The sequence below is a fragment of the Ignavibacteria bacterium genome (genome assembly GCA_016707005.1).
Taxonomy (GTDB): domain Bacteria; phylum Bacteroidota; class Ignavibacteria; order Kapaibacteriales; family Kapaibacteriaceae; genus UBA10438.
In genome coordinates this window covers 528913-549779 of record JADJIQ010000005.1, presented here as the reverse complement: position 1 = coordinate 549779, position 20867 = coordinate 528913, and the positions used below count along the sequence as shown (strand labels likewise).

The following is a 20867-nucleotide window of genomic DNA, read 5'->3' as shown; positions in this document are numbered from 1 at the left end:
GGTCTAATGACCATCGGTCCCGCACTCTTCGAAGAAGGGAAGCGTGTGACTTAGCGCTGGATCACAACCTGTTGTGTTGCGCCGCCCGTTGTGCGGATGTAGTACACTCCGGCTGCAAGATCTGCGATATCAACCGTAGTGGCATTGCGAACAACACGCACGCGAGCACCGGATGCATCATAGAGAGCTGCGTCTGTTGGCTCAGAGAAGTTGAGTTGGGATGACGTTGGATTCGGGAAGACGTTTACCACACCCTGTGGGCGATCCTCTTGATCCTTATCGATGCTGCTCACGAGTTGCTTCATGCCAGTGATCGCAAAGGTCAGCGAGTTCTTTGCTGCTGCATCGCCGATCGTTGCATTGTCTGGGTGTTGGGAGTTGATGAGAACCGTGTTACCATCGTCGAATGAGGCAAAGCCTGTGATTTCAGATCCGTACGGCGAGATCGCAAGTCGGTAGAGGTTGTCAATTGTTGGTGCCTTGGACATATCAAGCAACCATGCTTCGCAGTTCGTTCCGCGCATACCCGTGTTCGGCATACGACCAAAGTTGATACCGTTGAGATCCTCTTCGATCACCATGAATGTCTTGCCATTCACGTAGAGGAAACCAATGCCATCAGGATTCGAAAGGTGCTTTTCTGGGTATTGTCCGGGAACTGCTTGTGCATCGGTGATGTACGGACCACCTTCGATGTAGGACTTCACAGAGTTGTCTGTTGGGTCAAAGACAAGCACGCGGCCATAATAGTCCCAGTATGCAGAGCTATCAACCGCAAAACCTTGGGCTGCTGCACGATCATAGGTGTGCTTTGGAATTGTCCATCCTTCAGCCATTGCACTCTTGTAGCGGCTGCCCGGCTTGTCATTGCCTGTTTCTGTGATGTAGATCTTGCCATCGGTCTTGTTGATCTGACCCCATTCAAGACGTGTGAAGCCCGTGATGCCCTGTGTTTTTGCCCAAGCATGTGGAGCAACAAGAATGTCCCAATCCGTTGCAGGGTTGTTTGGAACCTTTACCCATGTGCCTGTGAACTGTCCGGCATTCTGCTTGTAGAAGTATAGATCGCCCTTTGTGAAGTCGCCCGGTGTTTCTGCAACGAACTTCGAAAGCAGCGACTTCCCGGCATCACCGTCTTCGAAGAGATAGACGGTCTTTTGATCGTCCATGATAACACCGGCCTCAAAGCCTTGGCGTCCCCAGTTGTACTGCTTACGAACGCCCTTGGCATTCTTCGGATCGATCTCAACCATCCAGTTAAGATTCTCGTAGCGCTTGATCTTCTTTCCGTCGAGTCCAGCAAAGCCGGACGGCATCATCTTGCCGATCTCGAAGTCCGTTGTATCACGGAATCCCTTTCCATCAGCATTGATCGCCTTGTTGCTCGTCTGATACCATTCCTCGGCAGTCCAAACGCGACCGCTCCAGGAGATACCGCCGCAGTTCATTCCAGTTTCGCCAACCGTGTTGGCAAAGTCCACATTGAAGAACTTGCCACTGCGGCCATCTGAAAGTGTTTGTGGAAGGACCTCGATCGTTCCGTCGGCCTTCTTCCCAAGCTTGAACATCGTCATACCACCACCGTCGCCGATCTTGTCATTGGACTCGATCATTTCGTGGTTCACGATGGCCCAGCCGAGCGACGATCCGGAAGGATCAGATACATAACCGATATAGTCATGCCATTGCTTGGCTGCGGCACGTCCGGTACCTGTTTCAACCGTATCAACACCACCAACAAAGATGTTCTGATACTTGAGCGGGGAAGGGGGCACTACAACGCGACCCTGGAGATACGGGATCATGGTTACGGGTTCGATACGAACCGGAAAATCTTGCGCTCTCACGGCGAACGCAGCAGCAACGAGGGCTGCAATGAGGATCAGTGATCTCATGGATCAACTCCGAAATGAAGTGTGATAAAGTTCGATGTGCAGAATCAGCACGCGAACCTAGGTGGCACACGTCACCAGAGTATTAGAACCACGTAATGCTTACGTCACGGTATGTTACCGGATGTTACGTATGTGTTAACGGCCTGTCTAGCCCCCTCAACATCCATGATCGTGATCACCACGATCTTACCATTTGTGAGGAATAGTTCAAGTCCTTGCTCGCCGTTCCAGATATACCCCTTCTTTCTTCCGAGATCCCACCGGATGCCCCAGCCACCGAATTCTCCGATCGGGCGGACTTTGCGAATCGCCACAGATTGGATCTCATTCCAAGGTATGAGTCGGCCATTGAAATGAAACGGCCTGAGACGGACAAATATCCCGCGAGCATCAATACGAACCGTAAGATTTGTTGCCTTGTAAAGAGGAACAAAAATCAACAATTGTACTAGTACGATGCTCACTATGGCACTCGGTGCTATCACCCACTCGTTCGCATCAAGGGCAGGGATGAAGACCAGTAGCGAGACAAAAAGTGTAGATGCTATAGAGGTCCAGAATAGGACCTTTGTAAGGGTACGAGGAGCTGGTTGAATCTCTAGATGTTCCATGACCCTAATTTGCGGAATGATCACCAAGCGCGATGTACTACGATTCTGGATGCCGTTGAGTTTGACGTGGATGATGATGGCTATCGAAGGCCCCATTCTCACGTCGGTAGTTGCGCGTCTTCCATTCGACAAGCTCAACCTGGCAGCCTACGGCGTAGCGGTTGCGCTGGCCATGCTCATCGAGTCGCCGGTGATCCATCTGCTGAGCACGTCTGTGGCATTGGCGCGCGACAAAGCATCGGTGATGGCGTTGAAGTCCTTTACGCTCCGCATCAACGCACTGGTAACGCTTGGTATGTGCTTGGTGTCGATCCCGTGGGTCTATGACAGGGTGGCCTACGACCTGATCCATCTGCCTACGGATGTGGCCGCTCTCATGTATTGGGGTTTTGTGTGCATGATCCCGTGGCCTGCTGCCATTGGGTACCGACGGTTCTATCAGGGATTGTTGATACGCAACGGACGGACGAGATTGGTGGCCTATGGTACGGTGGTTCGTCTCATTGGAATGCTCGTCTCCGCTGTCGTTCTCGTGATGATAGGGGGCTTCTCTGGTGTCGTTGTTGGCACGCTGAGCCTTACCATTGGCGTGATCTTCGAAGCGGCCGCAACTCGCTACATGGTGAGCGATGTTTTACGGATGTATGAACGTACATCCGACCCATCACATGTAGCACTCACGAATGCCGAGATCGTGCGGTTCTGGCTGCCTCTGGCTGCCACGTCGGCCATTGGTTTTGCCGTTACACCGCTGTTAGCATTCTTTATGAGCCGCGCCCCAGACCCCTTGGCATCCCTTGCTGTCCTGCCCGTTGTGGATTCGTTCGTCTTCTTCTTCCGGAGCTTCGGGTTTTCGTATCAGGAGGTGGGAATTGCACTCATTGGGGACCGACAACAGAACTACGATGTTGTGAGGAGCGTTGGTAACCGCATCATTTTGGTTACGACGGTGCTTTTGGCCTGTATCACCTTTACGCCCCTTCTCGGACTGATCTATGAAGGGGCATATGGACTCCGCCCGGAATTGGCTGATTTTGCCACCTATCCCACGATGATCCTCATCGTTTTGCCAACCATCGCCGTTGCCTATTCGGTGTATCGGTCCGTGCTGATCACGGCACGCCAGAACGTTAAGGTCACCATTTCCACCATCTTGGAAGTAGGGGGCATAGTCCTCACCATGGTGGTGCTCGTGGCATTCACCCAGCTCAATGGGGCTCTTTCGGCCGCGATCTCCATGGCCATTGGACGGATAGCCTCAACGGTCTACCTGAAATGGAGTGCCGGAGCCGTTCTAGCCCACCGTTAGGATGCAGAGGTTCGGTATCTTTGACCCCTTATGGCACCACTTCTTGAGGTTCGCAACCTCGTAACGGAATTCCGCTCTGACATCTATGACGTCAAGGCGGTGAATGATGTCTCCTTCACGGTCCACAAGGGTCGCACGCTAGGCATCGTTGGTGAGTCCGGCTCAGGCAAATCGGTAACGAGCTTGAGTGTCATGCGGCTCATCCAAACCCCTCCCGGACGCATTACGGGTGGCAAGGCACTCTTTCATGAGGACGACGGTTTGGTCACCGACCTGCTGACGATCTCCGAAGAGAAGATGCGCACCTACCGCGGCAACAAGATCGCGATGATCTTCCAGGAGCCGATGACGTCTCTCAATCCGGTGTTCACCTGCGGCGACCAGATCATCGAAGCCATTCGGCTGCACCAGAACGTGAGCAAGGACGTGGCCCGCGAACGCACTCTGCAGCTGTTGAAGGAAGTGAAACTTCCTCGTCCGGAATCGATGATGACATCGTATCCGCACCAACTCTCCGGCGGACAGAAGCAGCGCGTGATGATCGCCATGGCGATGTCGTGCAATCCGTCATTGCTGATCGCCGATGAGCCAACAACGGCGCTGGATGTGACCGTGCAGGCTACGATCCTCGACCTCATGAGGAATCTCCAACGTCAGCATGGAATGTCCATGATGTTCATCACGCACGACCTTGGTGTGATCGCTGAGATCGCCGATGATGTGATCGTGATGTACAAAGGAAAGATCGTTGAGACAGGTACAGTGCAAGAGATTTTTGAGAACCCTCAGCACCCGTATACGAAGGGGCTCCTGGCGTGCCGCCCTCGACTCGATAAGAAACTGAAGATCCTTCCAACCGTCCGCGACTTCATGGACGAATCGGAGACTGGCGAGATCACGCTTCGTTCGCAAGAGTCTGTAGATCAGCTCGTGCATGAACTGGAGTTCTCGCGTGAGGAGATCGCCGCGCGCAACGCTGCATTGGCAACAGAGAAGCCCCTTCTCGATGTAAAAGATCTCCAGGTCTACTTCCCGATCAAGTCGGGGATCTTTGGTCGCACATCAGGACATGTAAAGGCAGTGGACGGCATCACCTTCAACGTAAAGCCGGGTGAAACACTGGGACTCGTTGGCGAATCCGGATGTGGGAAGACTACCACCGGACGCGCGATATTGCGTCTAGTAGAGCCAACGGGCGGAAGTGTGATGTTCGATGGGAAAGACGTGCGAGCGCTTGCTTCCACCGACCTCAAGTCCATGCGTAAAGACTTCCAGATCATCTTCCAGGATCCGTATTCCTCGCTGAACCCGCGATTGAGTGTTGGCAGTGCCATCATGGAGGTTCTGTCTGTCCATAACATCGGTGCCAATGATGCTGAGAGGAAGGAACACGTCCTCTATCTTCTCGATAAGGTGAACCTTCTACCTCGACACTTCTCGAATTACCCGCACGAATTTTCCGGTGGGCAACGTCAGCGCATATGCATCGCCCGCGCACTGGCACTGAAACCGAAGCTCTTGATCTGCGACGAAAGTGTGAGTGCTTTGGACGTGTCGGTGCAGGCGCAGGTGCTCAATCTGCTTGTTGATCTGCGTGATGAATTCAAGCTGACGTACATTTTCATCTCGCATGATCTCTCGGTTGTGAAGTTCATCAGCGACCGCATCGCAGTGATGAATGCCGGTAAGATCGTGGAGATGGACACGTCGAATGAATTGTACGACGCTCCGAAGGACGATTACACACGCAAGCTTATCAACGCCATTCCTACAGGAACGCTTGATGCGATCCGTGCGCGAACAAAGGAGCGTCCGATAGCATGATCGAACTACGTGGCATCAAGAAGGCTTTTGGATCGAAGGTTGTGCTTAGCGGCGTAGACATGACGATCCCCAACGGCAAGACTACCTGTATCATCGGTAGATCTGGCTGCGGTAAGAGTGTTCTGTTGAAACACATCGTTGGCCTCTTGCATGCCGATGCCGGCACGGTGACGATCGATGGGAATGACGTGAGCAAGCTCACAAAGGATCAACTCTTTGAGATGCGCCGGCGTATCGGATACGTGTTCCAAGCCGCTGCGTTGTTCGACTCAATGTCGGTCTTCGACAACGTGGTCATCGGTCTCGTTGAACATGGAGAAACAGATGAGTCCATGCTTGATGCTGAAGGACGTCGTGTCCTCAGTGCAGTTGGCCTTGTGCCGGATCCATCCACAACGGATGCAGAGACCTTTGAACGTGAGTACAGGATCCTTGCAACAAAGAAGCCAAGCGACCTCTCCGGCGGAATGAAGAAACGTGTTGGTGTTGCGCGCGCGCTGGTTGGTCAGCCTACCTACATCTTCTATGATGAACCCACTACCGGGCTCGACCCCGTTACATCTCAGCAGATCGATGACCTGTTGGGATATGTTGCGGATTCGCAGAATGTGACGTCCGTGGTGATCACCCACGATATGTTCAGTGTCTACAACATCGCAGACCACGTGATCATGCTCGACAGTGGAGTGGTACAGTTCTCCGGAACCGTACCCGAATTACAGGCCTCTACCGACCCCGTGGTCGTTGAATTCCTGGCTCGATTTGTCACGTCCTAACCCCTTACCGTGTAACAGTATTGGGCGCTGCGGCGTCTCTACGGCTCACAGGAAAGCCCATTTGATGTCTCAACCGACAACGAACGTCATTACTCGCAACCTTCTTCTGGCCTGCCTTCTGGCGGGTCTCTTCGCTTTTGCAAGGCAAGAAGTTGTTGCACAGCTTACACTTACCGGTGTTTCGATCCCTGGTGTTGGGTCGTTCATAGACGCTTCCGAGTATCCTGTGCTTCGCGTTAGGTTCCGTGCCACCAGAGCCGGGCAACCTGTAACCTTGCGTTCCACAGATGTCTACATCCTGGAAGTAAATGCCTACAAAGGTGTCTCAAAGCTCATTGAAGAGAGCAACGGAACCTATATCGCCGAATACGCAACATCGCAATTCAACCCTGTTCTCAATTCCATTCCAACTACGGTAAGTGGCGGCATTTTTCTCTACGCCGTAAACAATGGGGACGTAGGATCATTGCCCGTAACGTGGAACCTTGCTCCGGATCGTGGCGGGTCGGTATTCGTGATGGACAGTTCGTTTAAACGCGTGCCGCTGTATATCGATTTCGGCGATGTACCTGTGGGCGTTGACTCCATGCGCAAACTCAATGTGCGGGCCTTTGAAGCAACACGTGCAGCAAATGGCAACGAACGGAATCTTCGCATTGATACGATCATGACAAAAACGAACAACTTCCGGATCGTCTGGAAGGGTTCGTATGGTACAAAGCCCCCTCCCGTCTCCGTGGAGGCAGGAGGTGACTATCGATTCGATCTGTATTGTTCGCCGAAGGCCACGGGACCGATCAGCGACGTGCTAACGGTTGTATATGAAGGTGGCGCACGTTTCGACGTGATGGTGTTCGCCAATGCACCGTCATACAAAGCAACCACTGTGCTTCAGGTTACTTCACCGAATGGCGGAGAGAACCTAACACCGTGTCAGAGTGTGAACATTCGATGGACCGGAGCCATTCAAGGATTCCATACACACGCAGAATACACAACGGACAACGGCAGGTCCTGGAAGTTCATTGACTCAACTCTCGACTCCGTGATCGTATGGCGGATCCCATCTGAATATTCAGACAGTGCACGGATCCGCGTTTATCAGAAGCAAGGGGCTTCCGGTGCTCGCTGGCTTCGCGGTCTGGCTCAATCAGCTACGAACCTTGCCTTCAGTGCCAACGGACGGTTCCTCGCCGTTGCCTATGCGGATGGTACTATCGCTGAATGGGATATCGTTTCATCAACGATCGTGAACACCTACGTTGCAGATGGAGTTGTTGCACCGGCAACAAAGATCTCCGGACTCGCATTCGTGGGACGATCACGCAACATCCTTGCCGTGATCGATCGGCAAAGTCCGGCTAAAGACCAGCTCCAACATTTCACCCTCGGGAACACAAGTCCAGATGCTCGAATGGATGTTGATCTGCCAAATGTGATCGAGATAGGTACTGATAGTCTTGGTTTGAGTGCCTTTGCCGTTGGAACCATGGGCGGACGTATCCGTGTCTATGATGCGGCTACACTTATAGAGCAGGCTCCTATCCTTCTCTCGTCACCATCCGCCGCCGCAAAGCTGGCAGACAACGTTCTTACGGTTGCTCAGATCGATGGAATGGTCGTACGGATAGACCCGAGTACAAAGAACGAGATCTCCCGCTATGCTACTGATCTGCCAAACGCCGGCGGTCCGGCTCCGAATTTCGTTGGCCTTTCGCGGACCACACGCCTGATCGCACTAGCCGGGATCGCCAATCCGGGAGCAGGCAACAATCCGCAAGAGCAACGTACGATGATCTATGACACGCAAGCTGAGACGCTCATTCGTGTCGTCTATCGTGAAGGAAGCAATTCGGTAGGCCTTACGTTCAATCCAAGTGAGACCTTCTTAACCCTTGGATTTGCCGGTCAGCCGCAGGTGCAGCAGTACGACATCCTCAACCGCACCATGGCCGGCCCGATCGCAAACATGCCAGGTCATGGAGATATCATGACCGACATCGAATACGGTCCGGACGGTTCGACACTGGCTTCATGCTCAGTAGACAAACAAGACAATCTTCTTCTCCGCCGTATCATCACCCCGGAGAATGATATGAGCGACGGAGTCTTCCGTATCCTTCCGTTGGATCTTTCCTCTGTGACCATCACCATGGGTACCAGATACATCGGAACCAACCTCGATACCACAGTAACAGCAACCATCTGCAACAACGGGATTGTTCCAGCAGTTTTCGAAAGCGGAGTGCTCTTTGCAGGTTCCTGGCTCACACTCAACGAAACGATCGCCAATGACACACTCCCGCCGGGACAGTGCCTCAGCGTCCGATTCACAGCGATGCCACGAGATACGGGGCTCCTGGTTGATTCGCTGATCCTTTCTGCATGCAGCGTTCGCTTCGCTGTGCCGGTGATTGTGCGTTCCATTGATCGTGATCTGACGCTTGGCGGTGACATGACGGACTTCGGAAACATCTGTGTTGGAGACACATCTGTCCGCTCCGTTCCGCTTGTTCGCAATAATGATCCGATCGGAGTTACGATCGATGGTATTGCAATGCGAAAGGGTGTTGCTTCGCAGTTCAGAGTTCGTGGCTATACACCGGGTGCTACCCTTGCAAGCGGTGCTACGCTGAACGTGGAGATCCTGTTCGTTCCAAGAACGGCAGGGAGAGATACAGACGAGGTAGTGATCACGTATGCCGGTCAGATCAGTGTAACACGAAGCATTCGCGTAACAGGATATGGTTCCGGTGCAGACATCGCTCTGTCGCACCCGGTACTCGCCTTTATTCCTGAGATCACCGAACGCGATGTTGTTCTCGCGAACCGCTCATCGAATGATGTAGTGCTCGGATCTGCTGTGGTCAATGCAGGAGCCCCTTTCACACTTCTCACACCTGTTCCGATCACGATCAGAGGGAATGATTCGATCGTCCTGCGTGTACGATATGATGGTGGAGTGATCGGTGTGAACGATGCGTTGGCATTGGCATTTACTCCATGTGCCTCGTCCTTGAACATCAAACTCGCGGCGTATACAGGATCATCAACGATCACGGCCCCAACGGTGAGTGCCGATCCGCGCGGTGACGTCGTGATACCGATAACAGCCACAACTGTAGAGAGCATTACGTACAATGGACAGCGAACCTTCGAGGGAACGATGCAGGTGAATCCCAGACTGTTCATCGCCCGTTCGATCAACAGTGATCTGGGACCCACAGAGATCGTTTCTCAGGATATCATTGGCGGACTTCGTCACATACGGTTCCGCGTAACAGGGTCGTATTCGCGTACGCAAGAGATAGCTCGTTTGGTAGGCCCGGCCGGACTTGCGGAGATCGATTCTTCGGAACTCACATTTGACTCAACGGCCATTGCCTACGGTTCCGCCGTTTCCATGACCTATGAAAAGGGGCTCCTCAGGATCCTCAATCCCGACCCGAACCGACATATCCTTCATCCGAGCGCTTTGGCCATCACATCGGTCTCTCCACAGCCGGCATCAGATGATGTTCGGGTAACGGTTGTTACGGATCTCGATGGTTTAGCAACATTCACATTGAGTGATCAACAAGGTGTTGTTCATCGTGCGCGTCAAGTACAGCTGACTCGCGGTACAACGGATCTGATGATCGACACCCACGATCTACCTCCTGGCGTCCACATGATCCTCCTTCATGTTGGTACGAATATTACATCATCATCAGTGGTCGTTATCCGATGAGCGTACGTCCTCTTCTTTGCACGTGCGCCTTGATCAGTGCTCTCGTTATCGGTTCTGGAACTACTGCGGCTCAGACTGCAGATACCGGCAGAACATCCTTGCGACTCTTCGGTGGTGCCTTTGCTGGTATGAATATGCACAGCGGTGATTTTTCTGCATTGCCGGTTGTACCGAACTGTTGTGTGTCTTTTTCGTCGGGAAGTGGCTTCGGCCTCACGATCAATGCAGGGATCGAAACACAGCTCTCTGCCGGACTGTTCGATAGGCCTATGTACGTCGGAATCGCGGCGTCGTATCAAATGCTCTCTGGTACCTTCACAGAGTCCGAGTTCGTAGGAAACATCATCAACGGATCAACGGTGACCCAAGGTCTGGTTGAGCACGAGCTCGATGCATCGTACGGCGTGATCGGAATTGAACCCTATGTCTCCCTTCCCATACTACCTTCGATCCCGCTGAGTGCCCATATCGGAGTGTTGGCGGGTATTCCGTTGGGTGCATCCTATGCTCAGAAGCAAGCACTGACATCGCCATCCGACCCAGGGTATACGTTTGAGAATGGGTCGCGTGAGCGCAATATCTCGGAAGGGGCTCTTCCGGATGCGTCCGGTTTGTACGCAGGGATCGTTCTTGGACTGTCATACGAGATCAACCTCGGTGACGGTCTCACAGTATCCCCGGAGATCCGCTATCAGCTTGGCCTTACGAATGTTGTCTCGTCCGTTCCGTGGACGATCAGCACTTTCAGAGGCGGTGCAACTGTGCAGTATCGGTTGCCGAAATCAGAGCCACCACCACCTCCTCCGCCACCGCCTGCCCCGGAACCGCCACCACCACCACCTCCTCCTCCGGTCATAGCAGAACTGCGATCACAGGTACGCATTGAGGGAAGATCAGCCCAGGGCGATACCATCGATGTTGCTGCTATCAACGAGGTAGTAGCTACCGTGAGTTATGAAGCAGCACCTGTGCTCTTCTTTGAGAAGAACAGTACGATACCTGTTGCCTCGAGCTCTCAGCTCGGGATGTACCAACAGAATGTTCTTACGGCCGTGCGATCATACATGCAGAGCCATCCGAATGATCGCATCACGATCATCGGCTCGTCTGCCTCTGACGAGGCAGCACCGTTGGCCCGCGAGCGTGTTTCATGGGTTGTTCGAGAGCTTGGCTTGATCGATGCAAGAATGACGGTGCGCACGGAACGAGCAACGGAAGCGAAGTATCCTGAGCTGCTCGACGAACAACGATCGGTCTCCTTCCTTATCAATGATCGTGCGATGGTGATCCCGGTGATCCAGCGAGACACCACAAGGTCTGCTTCGGATATCATCCTGCCGGTTGCCCACCTCGTTACGTGTGAAGCCGGACCTTGCGCAACGCAGCTCCGAGCCCGGTTTGCAGGAACCGATCTCTCCGTTCAGGGTTCAGGTCCGGTGTATTCTGTGGTCCTTCCACAGCGACTGCTCCTTACTGAAGGCCAGACAGAGGTCCTTGAAGCGCAGGGAACTGCGAAGGACACAACCGGACGGATCGCGTCGTCCAACGATGTGGTCATCATTGCACCACGCGTGAAGTCGCGCTCGGAGGTCCGAACAACGGTCACTCCGCAACGTCTCGAAGGTGAACCGATCCTCCTCGGTCATTTTGCATTCGACGGCACAACGTTCATCACCACGAATACTGACGGTGTGGCTGAGGTGCGTAAGGCACTGAAGGATGGCAAGAAGGTCTCCTTGCTCGCAAGTGCCGACAACTGTGGCCTTGCTGACTACAATGCCGATCTTGTTCAGCGCAGAGCGCGTGCAGCGGTTGAACTCCTCGGTGTTCGAGAGCAAGATGTGTTCATCACTACCATCTGCACCACGGCAGAAGCCAATACCACTCCGATGGATCGTGTATCCAACCGAAGTGTGCGTGCTATCATTCGATAGGGATCTCATGCTTTCGCACTCGGACTTCTTGCTTCGCGACGATATCGTGTTTCTGAATCATGGATCGTTCGGGGCATGCCCGCGTGTCATCCTTGATGAGCAACGGAAATGGATCGAAAGACTTGAACGTGAACCCGTTCTGTTCTTCCGTGAACTCACGGGACTGATGCGAACGTCGCGCGAGGCGCTTGCGGATTACATAGGTGCGCAGCCCGAAGATCTTGTGTTCATCACGAATTCAACCTTCGGTGTGAATGTCGCGGCTCACGCATTTGGCAACATACTGCAACCTGGTGACGAGATATTGACAACCGATCATGAGTACGGTGCATGTGATCGCGCTTGGAAGCAGTACTGTGTATCAAAAGGGGTACGATATGTGCGTGCCGAGATACCGTTTCCGGTTCCGAGTTCCGAAGAGATCGCGGAGCTGATATGGAGTATGGTGACGCCTCGTACCAAGGTTCTCTTTCTCAGCCATATCACCTCTCCAACGGCAGTACGCATACCGGTAGAGGTCCTCTGCGCGCGCGCGCGCGAAGCCGGAATACGAACCGTAGTGGACGGGTCGCATGCACCCGGACACATCCCGCTTGACCTGTCAACCCTACATGCAGATATCTACACAGCCAATTGTCACAAATGGATGTGTACACCAAAGGGATCTGCGTTCTTATGGGTCTCACCCGATCTGCAACCTTTGATACCGCCGCTAATTGTAAGCTGGGGGAATGAGATCCCAACGGCCGGTGATGGCGCTTTTGTGGATGAGCATGAATATCTCGGTACGCGAGATGTGAGCCCCTTCCTTAGTGTTCCATTCGCGATAGAATGGATGAGGCAGCAGCAGTGGCATGACGTTCAGAGGCATGGTCGCGCGCTGGCGCAGATGGCGATGCAAGGCTTGATAGCCATCAACGGGATCGAACCACTATGCGCAGATGGGCAGGATCCTCAGCTGCAGATGGCAGCCGTCCTGCTTCCGCATTCAACAGACACGGATCACATGAAACAATGGCTGTATGCAGAACAAGCCATCGAGGTTGTTGTCCATCGATGGCTTGGCCGTCCGATCCTTCGTTGTAGCACTCACGCCCACACTACATCATCGGATATCGATCGACTAGTGAATGCGGTGCAAATGTACCAACGCGAGATGCCTTACGCAGGCACTTGAATGTTCTTTTCCTCGCGGATCTTCTTCAGGAATTGTTCCATGAAGGTCAAAGAGTCCGGCAGGTTGAGGCTAAGCTGTGCGCCACCGTTCAATTCGAGATCAACGTAGACCTCCATATCGTGGTACTTGTATTCCACATTGATGTCGTGGATGTCTGTGAATGGCACCACATGCTTGCCAAAACGAAATATTGTTGTCATATCGGCCTCCTTCCAAGTGGAAGATCGTACTAGATGAATGAACTGCCAGTAACATAATAAGGTTTGAGATTTTCGACACTGACTTTTGTCAGAGTGTGCCGAAAAGTCTGTCGCCGGCATCTCCAAGGCCCGGCATGATGTATCCCACGGCGTTGAGCTCGCGGTCCAGGGCTGCGGATACGAGCAGCACATCCGGATGGTCGTCTTGGATGCGCTTGATGCCTTCCGGCGCCGCTATGAGGCAGGCCGCAATGATGCGTTGGTGCGGCAGTTGCCGAAGGAGTGTCAAGGTAGCCGTCATGCTCCCGCCCGTGGCAAGCATTGGGTCGATGACGATGAAGGTGGTAGACTGGTCCGAAGGCGGCAGATTCCTGTAGTATTCCGCAGGTGCCAGAGTCTCCTCGTTTCGCTTGAGACCAATGAATCCAACAGAGGCATCCGGACAGATCGTAAGGAACGGATCGAGAAGACCGAGGCCCGCTCGAAGGATGGGCACGATCACCACAGAACCGTCGATCACATTGCATTGTGTCTCTTCGATCGGCGTCGTAACCGTGATCTCCTTTGCGGGCAGGTGCCTAGACGTTTCTACGGCAAGGTGAAGACCGATGCGATGAACGGCGGCTCGAAACACGTCTATCGGTGCAGCGCTATTCCGGATCGTTGCAAGATCCGTAGACAAGGCAGTGCCCGAGAGGATGATGGACATCTTGCGCTAGAATTGCGGGAAGAACATGATCGATAGTCGCGGGATTGAGTAGATCGTTGTAACGTCTGCCTTATCCACCGAATATTGAGACGGATTCTCTGGGTTGTAATGTAGCAATACGCCGGGGCTGTTCGGATCCTCGACTGTATATGTAGCGTCCTCGCCCTCGATCACAGGATAGGTACCGATGATCACATCGCGACTGGTTCCAAGCATGAAATTGAAGCGAACGTTGATCATCGGGTAGAAGAGGCCGATAGGTGTAGGGATGTTCACTCCGATGCCCATGCCTACGTTCACACCAATTTGAGTGCTAGAAACATTGCCGTCACTTTGAGCCGCAAACGTAGCACCGGCTTGCGGTACGAAGTTTACCTTGTTATACGGGTTGAGCGTATACAGGAACGACCCTTCAATGATGTTCGTTACAATAGGGGGCAGGCCATAGAGCTCACGATCACCAACATTCTTTGTATAAATGTAGGTGGCTTCGAGAAGGATACGGTCCGTTGCTTGATACATCGCCGTGCCGCCAAAGCTGAGAAGTCCGTCGTAGGAAAAGGAACGAGATGGACCGCTGTCTTGGGGGAAGGTTACCCAGCTCTGAGGTGTTGTTGTTCCTTGAATAGCACGATAGTATCGCTGTGTGTAGGTCTGTTGCTCAACAACGGTGTTCGAACCGATCGTGAAGCCAAAACCAAAGCTACGTGGCTTGACGAATTTGGACCACCCTATCGAGTCGATCTCATAGTTCTCAAGAGCGATCTCCCAATCCGTGTCATTCTCGTACTCTTCGTCGATCGGCTTCTTGGGCTGCGCCGATGCGGTCATCGACCACAGAAGGAGAACGGCCATCAAGGCAAAGAACCGCCGCGCCGTTGATGTTGTTGTGGTCAGCACTTCCTTCAGGGACATACCTTTGATCTCCGCTAGTTTCTCCGCTACAAGGCGGACGTAGAATGGTTCATTTCTGGTGCCTCGATGCGGCACAGGGGTCATGTACGGGGCGTCAGTCTCGATCATCACCCGGTCGATCGGTACACGTTGTACCACTTCGTTGAGTGTAGATTTCTTGAACGTGATGTTCCCAGTGAACGAGATGTGCATGTTCAAGGAAAGTGCCCGTTCAAGGACCGAGACATCACTTGAGAAACAGTGGAGAACACCCCGTAGAGTTCCGTCCTGCTCTTCCTCAATGATGTTGAGAACGTCCTGATCCGACTCGCGATTATGCACGATAATGGGCAGATCGTGCCGTTTCGCGATGCGGATCTGCTCGCGAAAGTACGACTTCTGAACGTCGGGACTGCAGAAGTCATAGTAGTAGTCCAGGCCGATCTCGCCGATGGCCACAACCTTGGGTTCGGTGCATTGTGCTTCTAGGTTGACCAGATCTTCTTCAGTACACTCGCCCGCATGGTGCGGATGAATGCCTACGCCACGCACGAGAAAGGGATACGAATCAACGATATCCTTGAGCTTTGCCCGTCTCGATGGCTGAATGTCCGGTACAACGATCATCTCAACACCAGAATCATGGGCGCGGCGGAGCATCGCATCGCGATCCTCATCAAATGCATCTGCATCGATATGCGAGTGTGTATCGATCACGCTCCGAGCTCCTTTAGCGCTGAGATCACTGCATCAACATGCCCCTTTACCTTCACCTTGTCGAACACGGCAGCGATGATGCCCTTTGGATCGATGAGGTAGGTAGAGCGGATCACGCCCATGTACGTTCTACCATACATGGACTTCTCCTTCCACACGTCGAATGCCTCGCAGATCGAATGATCGGGGTCAGAAAGAAGCGGAAACGTAAGGTCATATTTTTTTTTGAACTTTTCGTGGGTAGGAATAGCGTCCGGGCTAACCCCTACTACCTGAACTCCAATTCGTGTAAGACGCTTCATGGAATCACGAAAATCACATGCTTCGGCCGTACAGGCAGTTGTATCATCTTTGGGATAGAAATACAAAACCGTCCAGAGCCCCTTCAGATCCTTAGTTGCGAATGACCCATTGCTGTCCGTCGCCCCCTTGAATGAGGGTGCCTTTGTTCCTTCTGCGAGTGCCATGTGTTCAGTTCCCGGGCGTTGATGCCCTGCGTGCTTTGAAGAGTTCGATGAGCGTGCGTTCTATTGGCAGCAGATCTTCGTCTGTTGCCGGAGTTGCCGACGAAGACGAAGGAGTGGCTACGTTATCGTTGGCCTGAGAACCACGATCTACACCGCGCGGCTTTACGAGTTGTACGCCAAGTGCAACTCCGTAGGTTGCAACAAGATGAGCCTTTAACGCGGCAAGTTTATCTTCCAAACGATGATGGACGATCTCGGCCAGCGGTCGAAGAACGATGCCTACATCCGTAAAGTCTACGGTGAGCATGTTTTGCTTCACAGATGACTTCACAAAGGTCAGATGCTCGGGAAGAGATTCCAGAACGTCGTTCCAACGCTTGGCCAGATTACCGGACGACATCGAATTCACAGGCGCTTGATGTGATCGCACCACCACCGGGTTCCCGATCCGTATGGGAAGGGGCTGAGCAGCTGCCACGCCCCCTACAATACTTTGCGATGCCGTACTTGGCAGCGAAGACGGTGGTGCTGCCGGACGAGGCGCAGAAGGTCCAGCCGATCCCAATTGGGCTAAGACCTTACCGAGGTCAACCGCTGAATCCATGGAAGCCAGCTGCACAAGCGTGAATTCAAAACGAACACGTGGCTGCGGCGGGTTCTGACGCAGGACAGCCTCTCCCTGCGTGATGAACGTCATGATCCGGAGCACATCGGCTTGTGTGAACAGCGCGGCCTCTTCCGAATACCGGGCTAGGTCTGAGGCAGATTCTTCGATAAGACCCGTACCCTGGGTTGTGATCACGGTGAGAATGTTGCGGAAGTGCTCGAGTAGTCCGATCAAACACTCTTGCAGATCGTAGCCCCTCTGTACCACCTGCCGTGCCAGATAGAACATTTTGGGCACATCGTGAAGACGTACAGCCTCACTCAGAGAAAAGAAGAAGTCAAGATCAATGAGATGGAGGGCGGCACTCACATCGGCGATCGTGATCGTCTTCCCACAGAAGGACACCACCTGGTCAAAGATGGACTGTGAATCTCGCATCGACCCGTCGGCCTTTTTGGCTACGGAAACAAGCGATGCCTCGTCAACGTTGATCCCTTCAGCTTCGGCGATATGTCGAAGATGACCTGTTATGGTCTCGATTTCCATCCGGCGGAAGTCAAAACGTTGGCATCGACTCAGGATGGTGGCCGGTACCTTATGGATCTCAGTGGTCGCAAAAACGAAGATGAGGTGTTCAGGGGGCTCTTCCAACGTCTTGAGAAGCGCATTGAACGCGGCCGTGGACAGCATGTGTACTTCGTCGATGATGTACATCTTGTATCTGCCCGACATCGGCGCGTATTTCGCGTTGTCGCGTAGTTTGCGAACGTCATCCACCGAATTGTTCGATGCCCCGTCGATCTCAATGATGTCCACACTTCGGCCATCGAGCATGTCCGTACAGGACTGACAGGCATTGCACGGTTCGTGGTCGACGCTATTGGTACAGTTCAGCGCGCGAGCAAGGATCCGGGCACAAGTGGTCTTGCCAACTCCACGCGGTCCGGTAAAGAGGTATGCATGATGGATGCGCCCCGTTCCAATCGCGTTCTTGAGGGTTGTGGTGATGTGCTCCTGACCAACCACGTCGGAAAACCGAAGTGGACGCCATTTCCGAGCTGTAACGATGTAACGTTGTTCTTCTGACATAGTCTTCTGTGATGCAACCATCCAAACTGCGAAATAGGACCGCCATGGGCAAACTCATGAGGCATCTACTTGTCCACGTTATCATCGGACTTGCCGTTTACGGCGTGGTTCCTGCCCTTGCTCAGTTCTCCGAATCGCAGCTCACCATCCCATGGAACGGCAGAGATCTGAAGATCCGGGCCAACCACATCATCGTACGCATGCGCCAGCTACGCTCTGTGAACGAAGTTTCGGCCATTCTCCCCCAAGGATTCAAGGTAGATGGTCAATATCTGGCGCCGGAAAGAACGGTCTATTTCCAACCCCTGGGTAGGGATGTCCAGCAGCTGTTGAAAACATCTCCGCAAAACGCTGCTCTCTACAATGCCGAAGAAAAACTTACGAGAACGTTCACCCTCGTACTTGAAGGTGGACGTCACCCAATGGCCGCGGTGAGTCTCTTGCTCTCCAAATACAGTGATGTTGTAGAATTGGCCGAACCGTGGTATGTGGCAGATGTATTTGCCGCACCCAATGACCCTGAAACAACCAACCAACAGTACCTTTCCGTGATCAAGGCTCTAGAGGCCTGGGCTGTCTATGAAGGTAACGCCAACATCGTGATCGGTATCAGTGATGACGGAGTCTCACAGATCCATGAGGACCTAGCTCCGAACATTGCACCCAATACAGCTGAGATCCCTGACAATTCAGTAGATGACGATCAGAACGGCTACGTAGATGATTACCTCGGATGCAATCTGACAAGTGCCCTGGATGGGACATCCCCAGGCAACACCTTCAATACGTCGAATGCCGGTCATGGCACCAAGGTTGCAGGCCTCGCATCAGCCGCCACCAACAATAGTATTGGCATCATCGGCACAGGGTTCCGCACAAGGTTCTTTCCGATGAAAGCTGGAATGCGCAATTCAACAGGTATCATCTACGGCTATCAGTCACTGATCTATGCGGCACAACGAAAATTCAAGGTTGTCAACACCAGTTGGGGCGTCGTAAAGCCGGCATCTGCCGTTGATCAATCCGTGATCGACTACTGCACCGCGAACGACGTTCTGATTGTGGCATCCGCAGGAAACCACGGGGATGGATTCAGCGGATCAGGTTGGCGCGAATTGAACTATCCGGCAGCCTACGAAGGAGTGATGGGTGTTGGCGAAACCGACCGCTTTGACAATGTGGAGTTCAGCTCCGGTCTCGGTCTCAATGCTGACGTGATGGCGCCGGGAAATGGTGCATATACCACCGAAGTTGGCGGCGGATATACGTCAAATGGGATCAGCGGTACCTCGTTTGCTGCTCCGATGGTGACGGGTCTAGCCGGACTTGTCCGCGGGAAGTATCCTCAGCTTTCGGCTGCTCAGACGGCAGCGCTGATCCGACGAACCGCAGATGACATCTCTGCGAAAAATGTGAACTATGCACAGGTCCTCTTTGGCAGAATGAACATGCTGAAAGCCGTTCAGACGGCCCCAATGTCGATCCCCGCGGTGCGCATTTCGCGAACCATCACGAAACGGTCGAACGGCAGAAGTGCAGATCGCTTCTTTGTTGGTGATACTCTCTACGTAGCATTCGACCTCGTGAATGATCTCGGACCGGTTGCAGATCTTACCACAAAGCTTTCCATCGCTGAAGAGAACGGCTGGACGATTCGCTTTCTGCAGGATGTTTCAACAGTGGGTTCAATGGCAACGGGGGAGACAAAACGGACCGCAGACTTCATCTTGATCATCGACGTGATCAGTCCGGATCGCCCACTGATCTTCACGCTCGATATTACGAATGGAGACTACGTAGACCGAGCGTTATGGTACCTCAACAAACCTGCCTTTATGGCCCAGTTTGAAAATGGGCAGCTTGTGTACTCAATGGGCGACAATGGTACCGTTGGTTATAATTCGATCCTTACCACTCGTCAAGGATCGGGTTTCGGCTGGAAACAAGGCTACACGTTTATCTCCCCGAGCGGCTTCATTCTCTCTGAAGGAGACAGTAGAGCCATTTCCGGCTACAAGGACAGTGAACCGTATGAATCAGACTTCAGCACGGTAAAGCCATTCAGTGCCCCGCAGCAGAACACCAATATCATGACAGATGAGAATGCAGGATCTCGCAGGATAGGAATGAACGTTTCCCAGAAATGTACGTTCCCGGGATTCGACGTGGCTGCCACAGTCTTCAGTGTTCGTGTGCAGAATGTAGCAGGCACGGCTCTCACCAATGTGTCTTCCGGGTATTTCCTGGATTGGGATATCGGGTCCGGCGGTGCGAGCAATCTTTCGAGGCTGGCGCCAGAGGCCATCCCGGCCAATCTCCTAGGGCAGAATGCCGCAGCGCAGATGTTCACACGTGTGAGTTACCCTCTTGCGATCTGTCAAGCCGTATACAGCAGCACGTCCAGCGCCATCGCCCAATCCGCGGCAATGCTCTACAGCGAACGGATCGACGATAGTGACGGACTCTCCGATGCTGATATCACCACGCTGCTGCAAGGCGGAAAAGATATCCAGACCACAGCCAGCGGTGATCTCTGCAGCGTGATCGGAATGCGTTTCCCGGGATCGATGGCGAGCCAAGACTTCCACACCTACATCGTGGTGATCGGTGTTGGGGCAACGGAGGCAGATGCTGCAAGAGTGGTTCGCGAGACGCTGACCTCACCGAATAGTGTTTCGGAGAGCAACAACCAGGCCGCGTTGCTCGTGATGCCAAATCCTGCAACAGAGAATGTGACCTTTGTGAACACGGTTCCAATGAATTCCATCGAGCTCACGGATATCACAGGCAGGACCGTGCTGTCAGTTGAAGTAGGGGGCGAGATGAATGCCGTTCTCAACGTTACATTGATCCCTTCAGGAACCTATTCAGCGGTCATAAAGACCGATCGCTCAATGATGGTGCGAACACTTCTGGTGATGCATTAAG

14 protein-coding genes are annotated in these 20867 nt (G+C 53.3%); 7 read left to right on the top strand and 7 right to left on the bottom strand.

Features of this window, described 5'->3' with window-relative positions; genetic code table 11:
* Nucleotides 1-50 precede the first annotated feature (50 nt).
* Nucleotides 51-1895: a DUF839 domain-containing protein gene (locus tag IPI29_10685; GenBank protein ID MBK7413008.1), complete on the bottom strand. Its 1845-nt coding sequence runs from the start codon at nucleotides 1893-1895 to the stop codon at nucleotides 51-53.
* A 104-nt stretch (nucleotides 1896-1999) separates the two neighbouring features.
* A complete protein-coding gene (locus tag IPI29_10680) occupies nucleotides 2000-2506 on the bottom strand; it encodes a hypothetical protein (GenBank protein MBK7413007.1) in 507 nt (168 codons plus the stop codon).
* Nucleotides 2507-2522: 16 nt separating this feature from the next.
* Here IPI29_10680 and IPI29_10675 point away from each other — a divergent pair, with 16 nt between their 5' ends.
* The 6 genes from IPI29_10675 (at nucleotide 2523) to IPI29_10650 (ending at nucleotide 13256) form a co-directional block, all read left to right on the top strand.
* The gene (locus tag IPI29_10675) at nucleotides 2523-3815 is read left to right on the top strand and encodes a hypothetical protein (protein MBK7413006.1); all 1293 of its coding nucleotides are present in this window, start codon (nucleotides 2523-2525) and stop codon (nucleotides 3813-3815) included.
* Between the two features lie 30 nt (nucleotides 3816-3845).
* Nucleotides 3846-5639 carry an ABC transporter ATP-binding protein gene (locus tag IPI29_10670; protein MBK7413005.1) on the top strand — a complete coding sequence of 598 codons (1794 nt, stop codon included), beginning with the start codon at nucleotides 3846-3848 and terminating at the stop codon, nucleotides 5637-5639.
* The gene (locus tag IPI29_10665) at nucleotides 5636-6415 is read left to right on the top strand and encodes an ATP-binding cassette domain-containing protein (GenBank protein ID MBK7413004.1); all 780 of its coding nucleotides are present in this window, start codon (nucleotides 5636-5638) and stop codon (nucleotides 6413-6415) included. Before IPI29_10670 ends, IPI29_10665 begins: the two co-directional genes overlap by 4 nt.
* A gap of 64 nt (nucleotides 6416-6479) precedes the next feature.
* Nucleotides 6480-10145 carry a choice-of-anchor D domain-containing protein gene (locus IPI29_10660; protein ID MBK7413003.1) on the top strand — a complete coding sequence of 1222 codons (3666 nt, stop codon included), beginning with the start codon at nucleotides 6480-6482 and terminating at the stop codon, nucleotides 10143-10145.
* Nucleotides 10142-12079 carry a hypothetical protein gene (locus IPI29_10655; protein ID MBK7413002.1) on the top strand — a complete coding sequence of 646 codons (1938 nt, stop codon included), beginning with the start codon at nucleotides 10142-10144 and terminating at the stop codon, nucleotides 12077-12079. Before IPI29_10660 ends, IPI29_10655 begins: the two co-directional genes overlap by 4 nt.
* Before the next feature lie 43 nt (nucleotides 12080-12122).
* Complete coding sequence (locus IPI29_10650) at nucleotides 12123-13256, top strand: aminotransferase class V-fold PLP-dependent enzyme (protein ID MBK7413001.1); 1134 nt, start codon at nucleotides 12123-12125, stop codon at nucleotides 13254-13256.
* Here the strand turns inward: IPI29_10650 and IPI29_10645 are convergent.
* The 5 genes from IPI29_10645 to dnaX form a co-directional block, all read right to left on the bottom strand.
* Entirely contained in the window at nucleotides 13241-13456 is a 216-nt protein-coding gene (locus IPI29_10645; GenBank protein MBK7413000.1) for a hypothetical protein, read from the bottom strand. The two genes, IPI29_10650 and IPI29_10645, sit on opposite strands and share 16 nt — an antisense overlap.
* 88 nt (nucleotides 13457-13544) lie before the next feature.
* On the bottom strand, nucleotides 13545-14165 hold the full coding sequence (gene upp, locus IPI29_10640) for a uracil phosphoribosyltransferase (GenBank protein MBK7412999.1): 621 nt from the start codon (nucleotides 14163-14165) through the stop codon (nucleotides 13545-13547).
* Between the two features lie 6 nt (nucleotides 14166-14171).
* Nucleotides 14172-15776 (bottom strand): TatD family hydrolase, encoded by a 1605-nt coding sequence (locus IPI29_10635; protein MBK7412998.1) that lies wholly within the window; start codon nucleotides 15774-15776, stop codon nucleotides 14172-14174.
* On the bottom strand, nucleotides 15773-16243 hold the full coding sequence (gene bcp / locus IPI29_10630) for a thioredoxin-dependent thiol peroxidase (protein ID MBK7412997.1): 471 nt from the start codon (nucleotides 16241-16243) through the stop codon (nucleotides 15773-15775). Before bcp ends, IPI29_10635 begins: the two co-directional genes overlap by 4 nt.
* 4 nt (nucleotides 16244-16247) lie before the next feature.
* The gene (gene dnaX / locus IPI29_10625; protein ID MBK7412996.1) at nucleotides 16248-17960 is read right to left on the bottom strand and encodes a DNA polymerase III subunit gamma/tau; all 1713 of its coding nucleotides are present in this window, start codon (nucleotides 17958-17960) and stop codon (nucleotides 16248-16250) included.
* A 23-nt stretch (nucleotides 17961-17983) separates the two neighbouring features.
* Here dnaX and IPI29_10620 point away from each other — a divergent pair, with 23 nt between their 5' ends.
* A complete protein-coding gene (locus IPI29_10620) occupies nucleotides 17984-20866 on the top strand; it encodes a S8 family peptidase (protein MBK7412995.1) in 2883 nt (960 codons plus the stop codon).
* Nucleotide 20867: the final 1 nt, after the last annotated feature.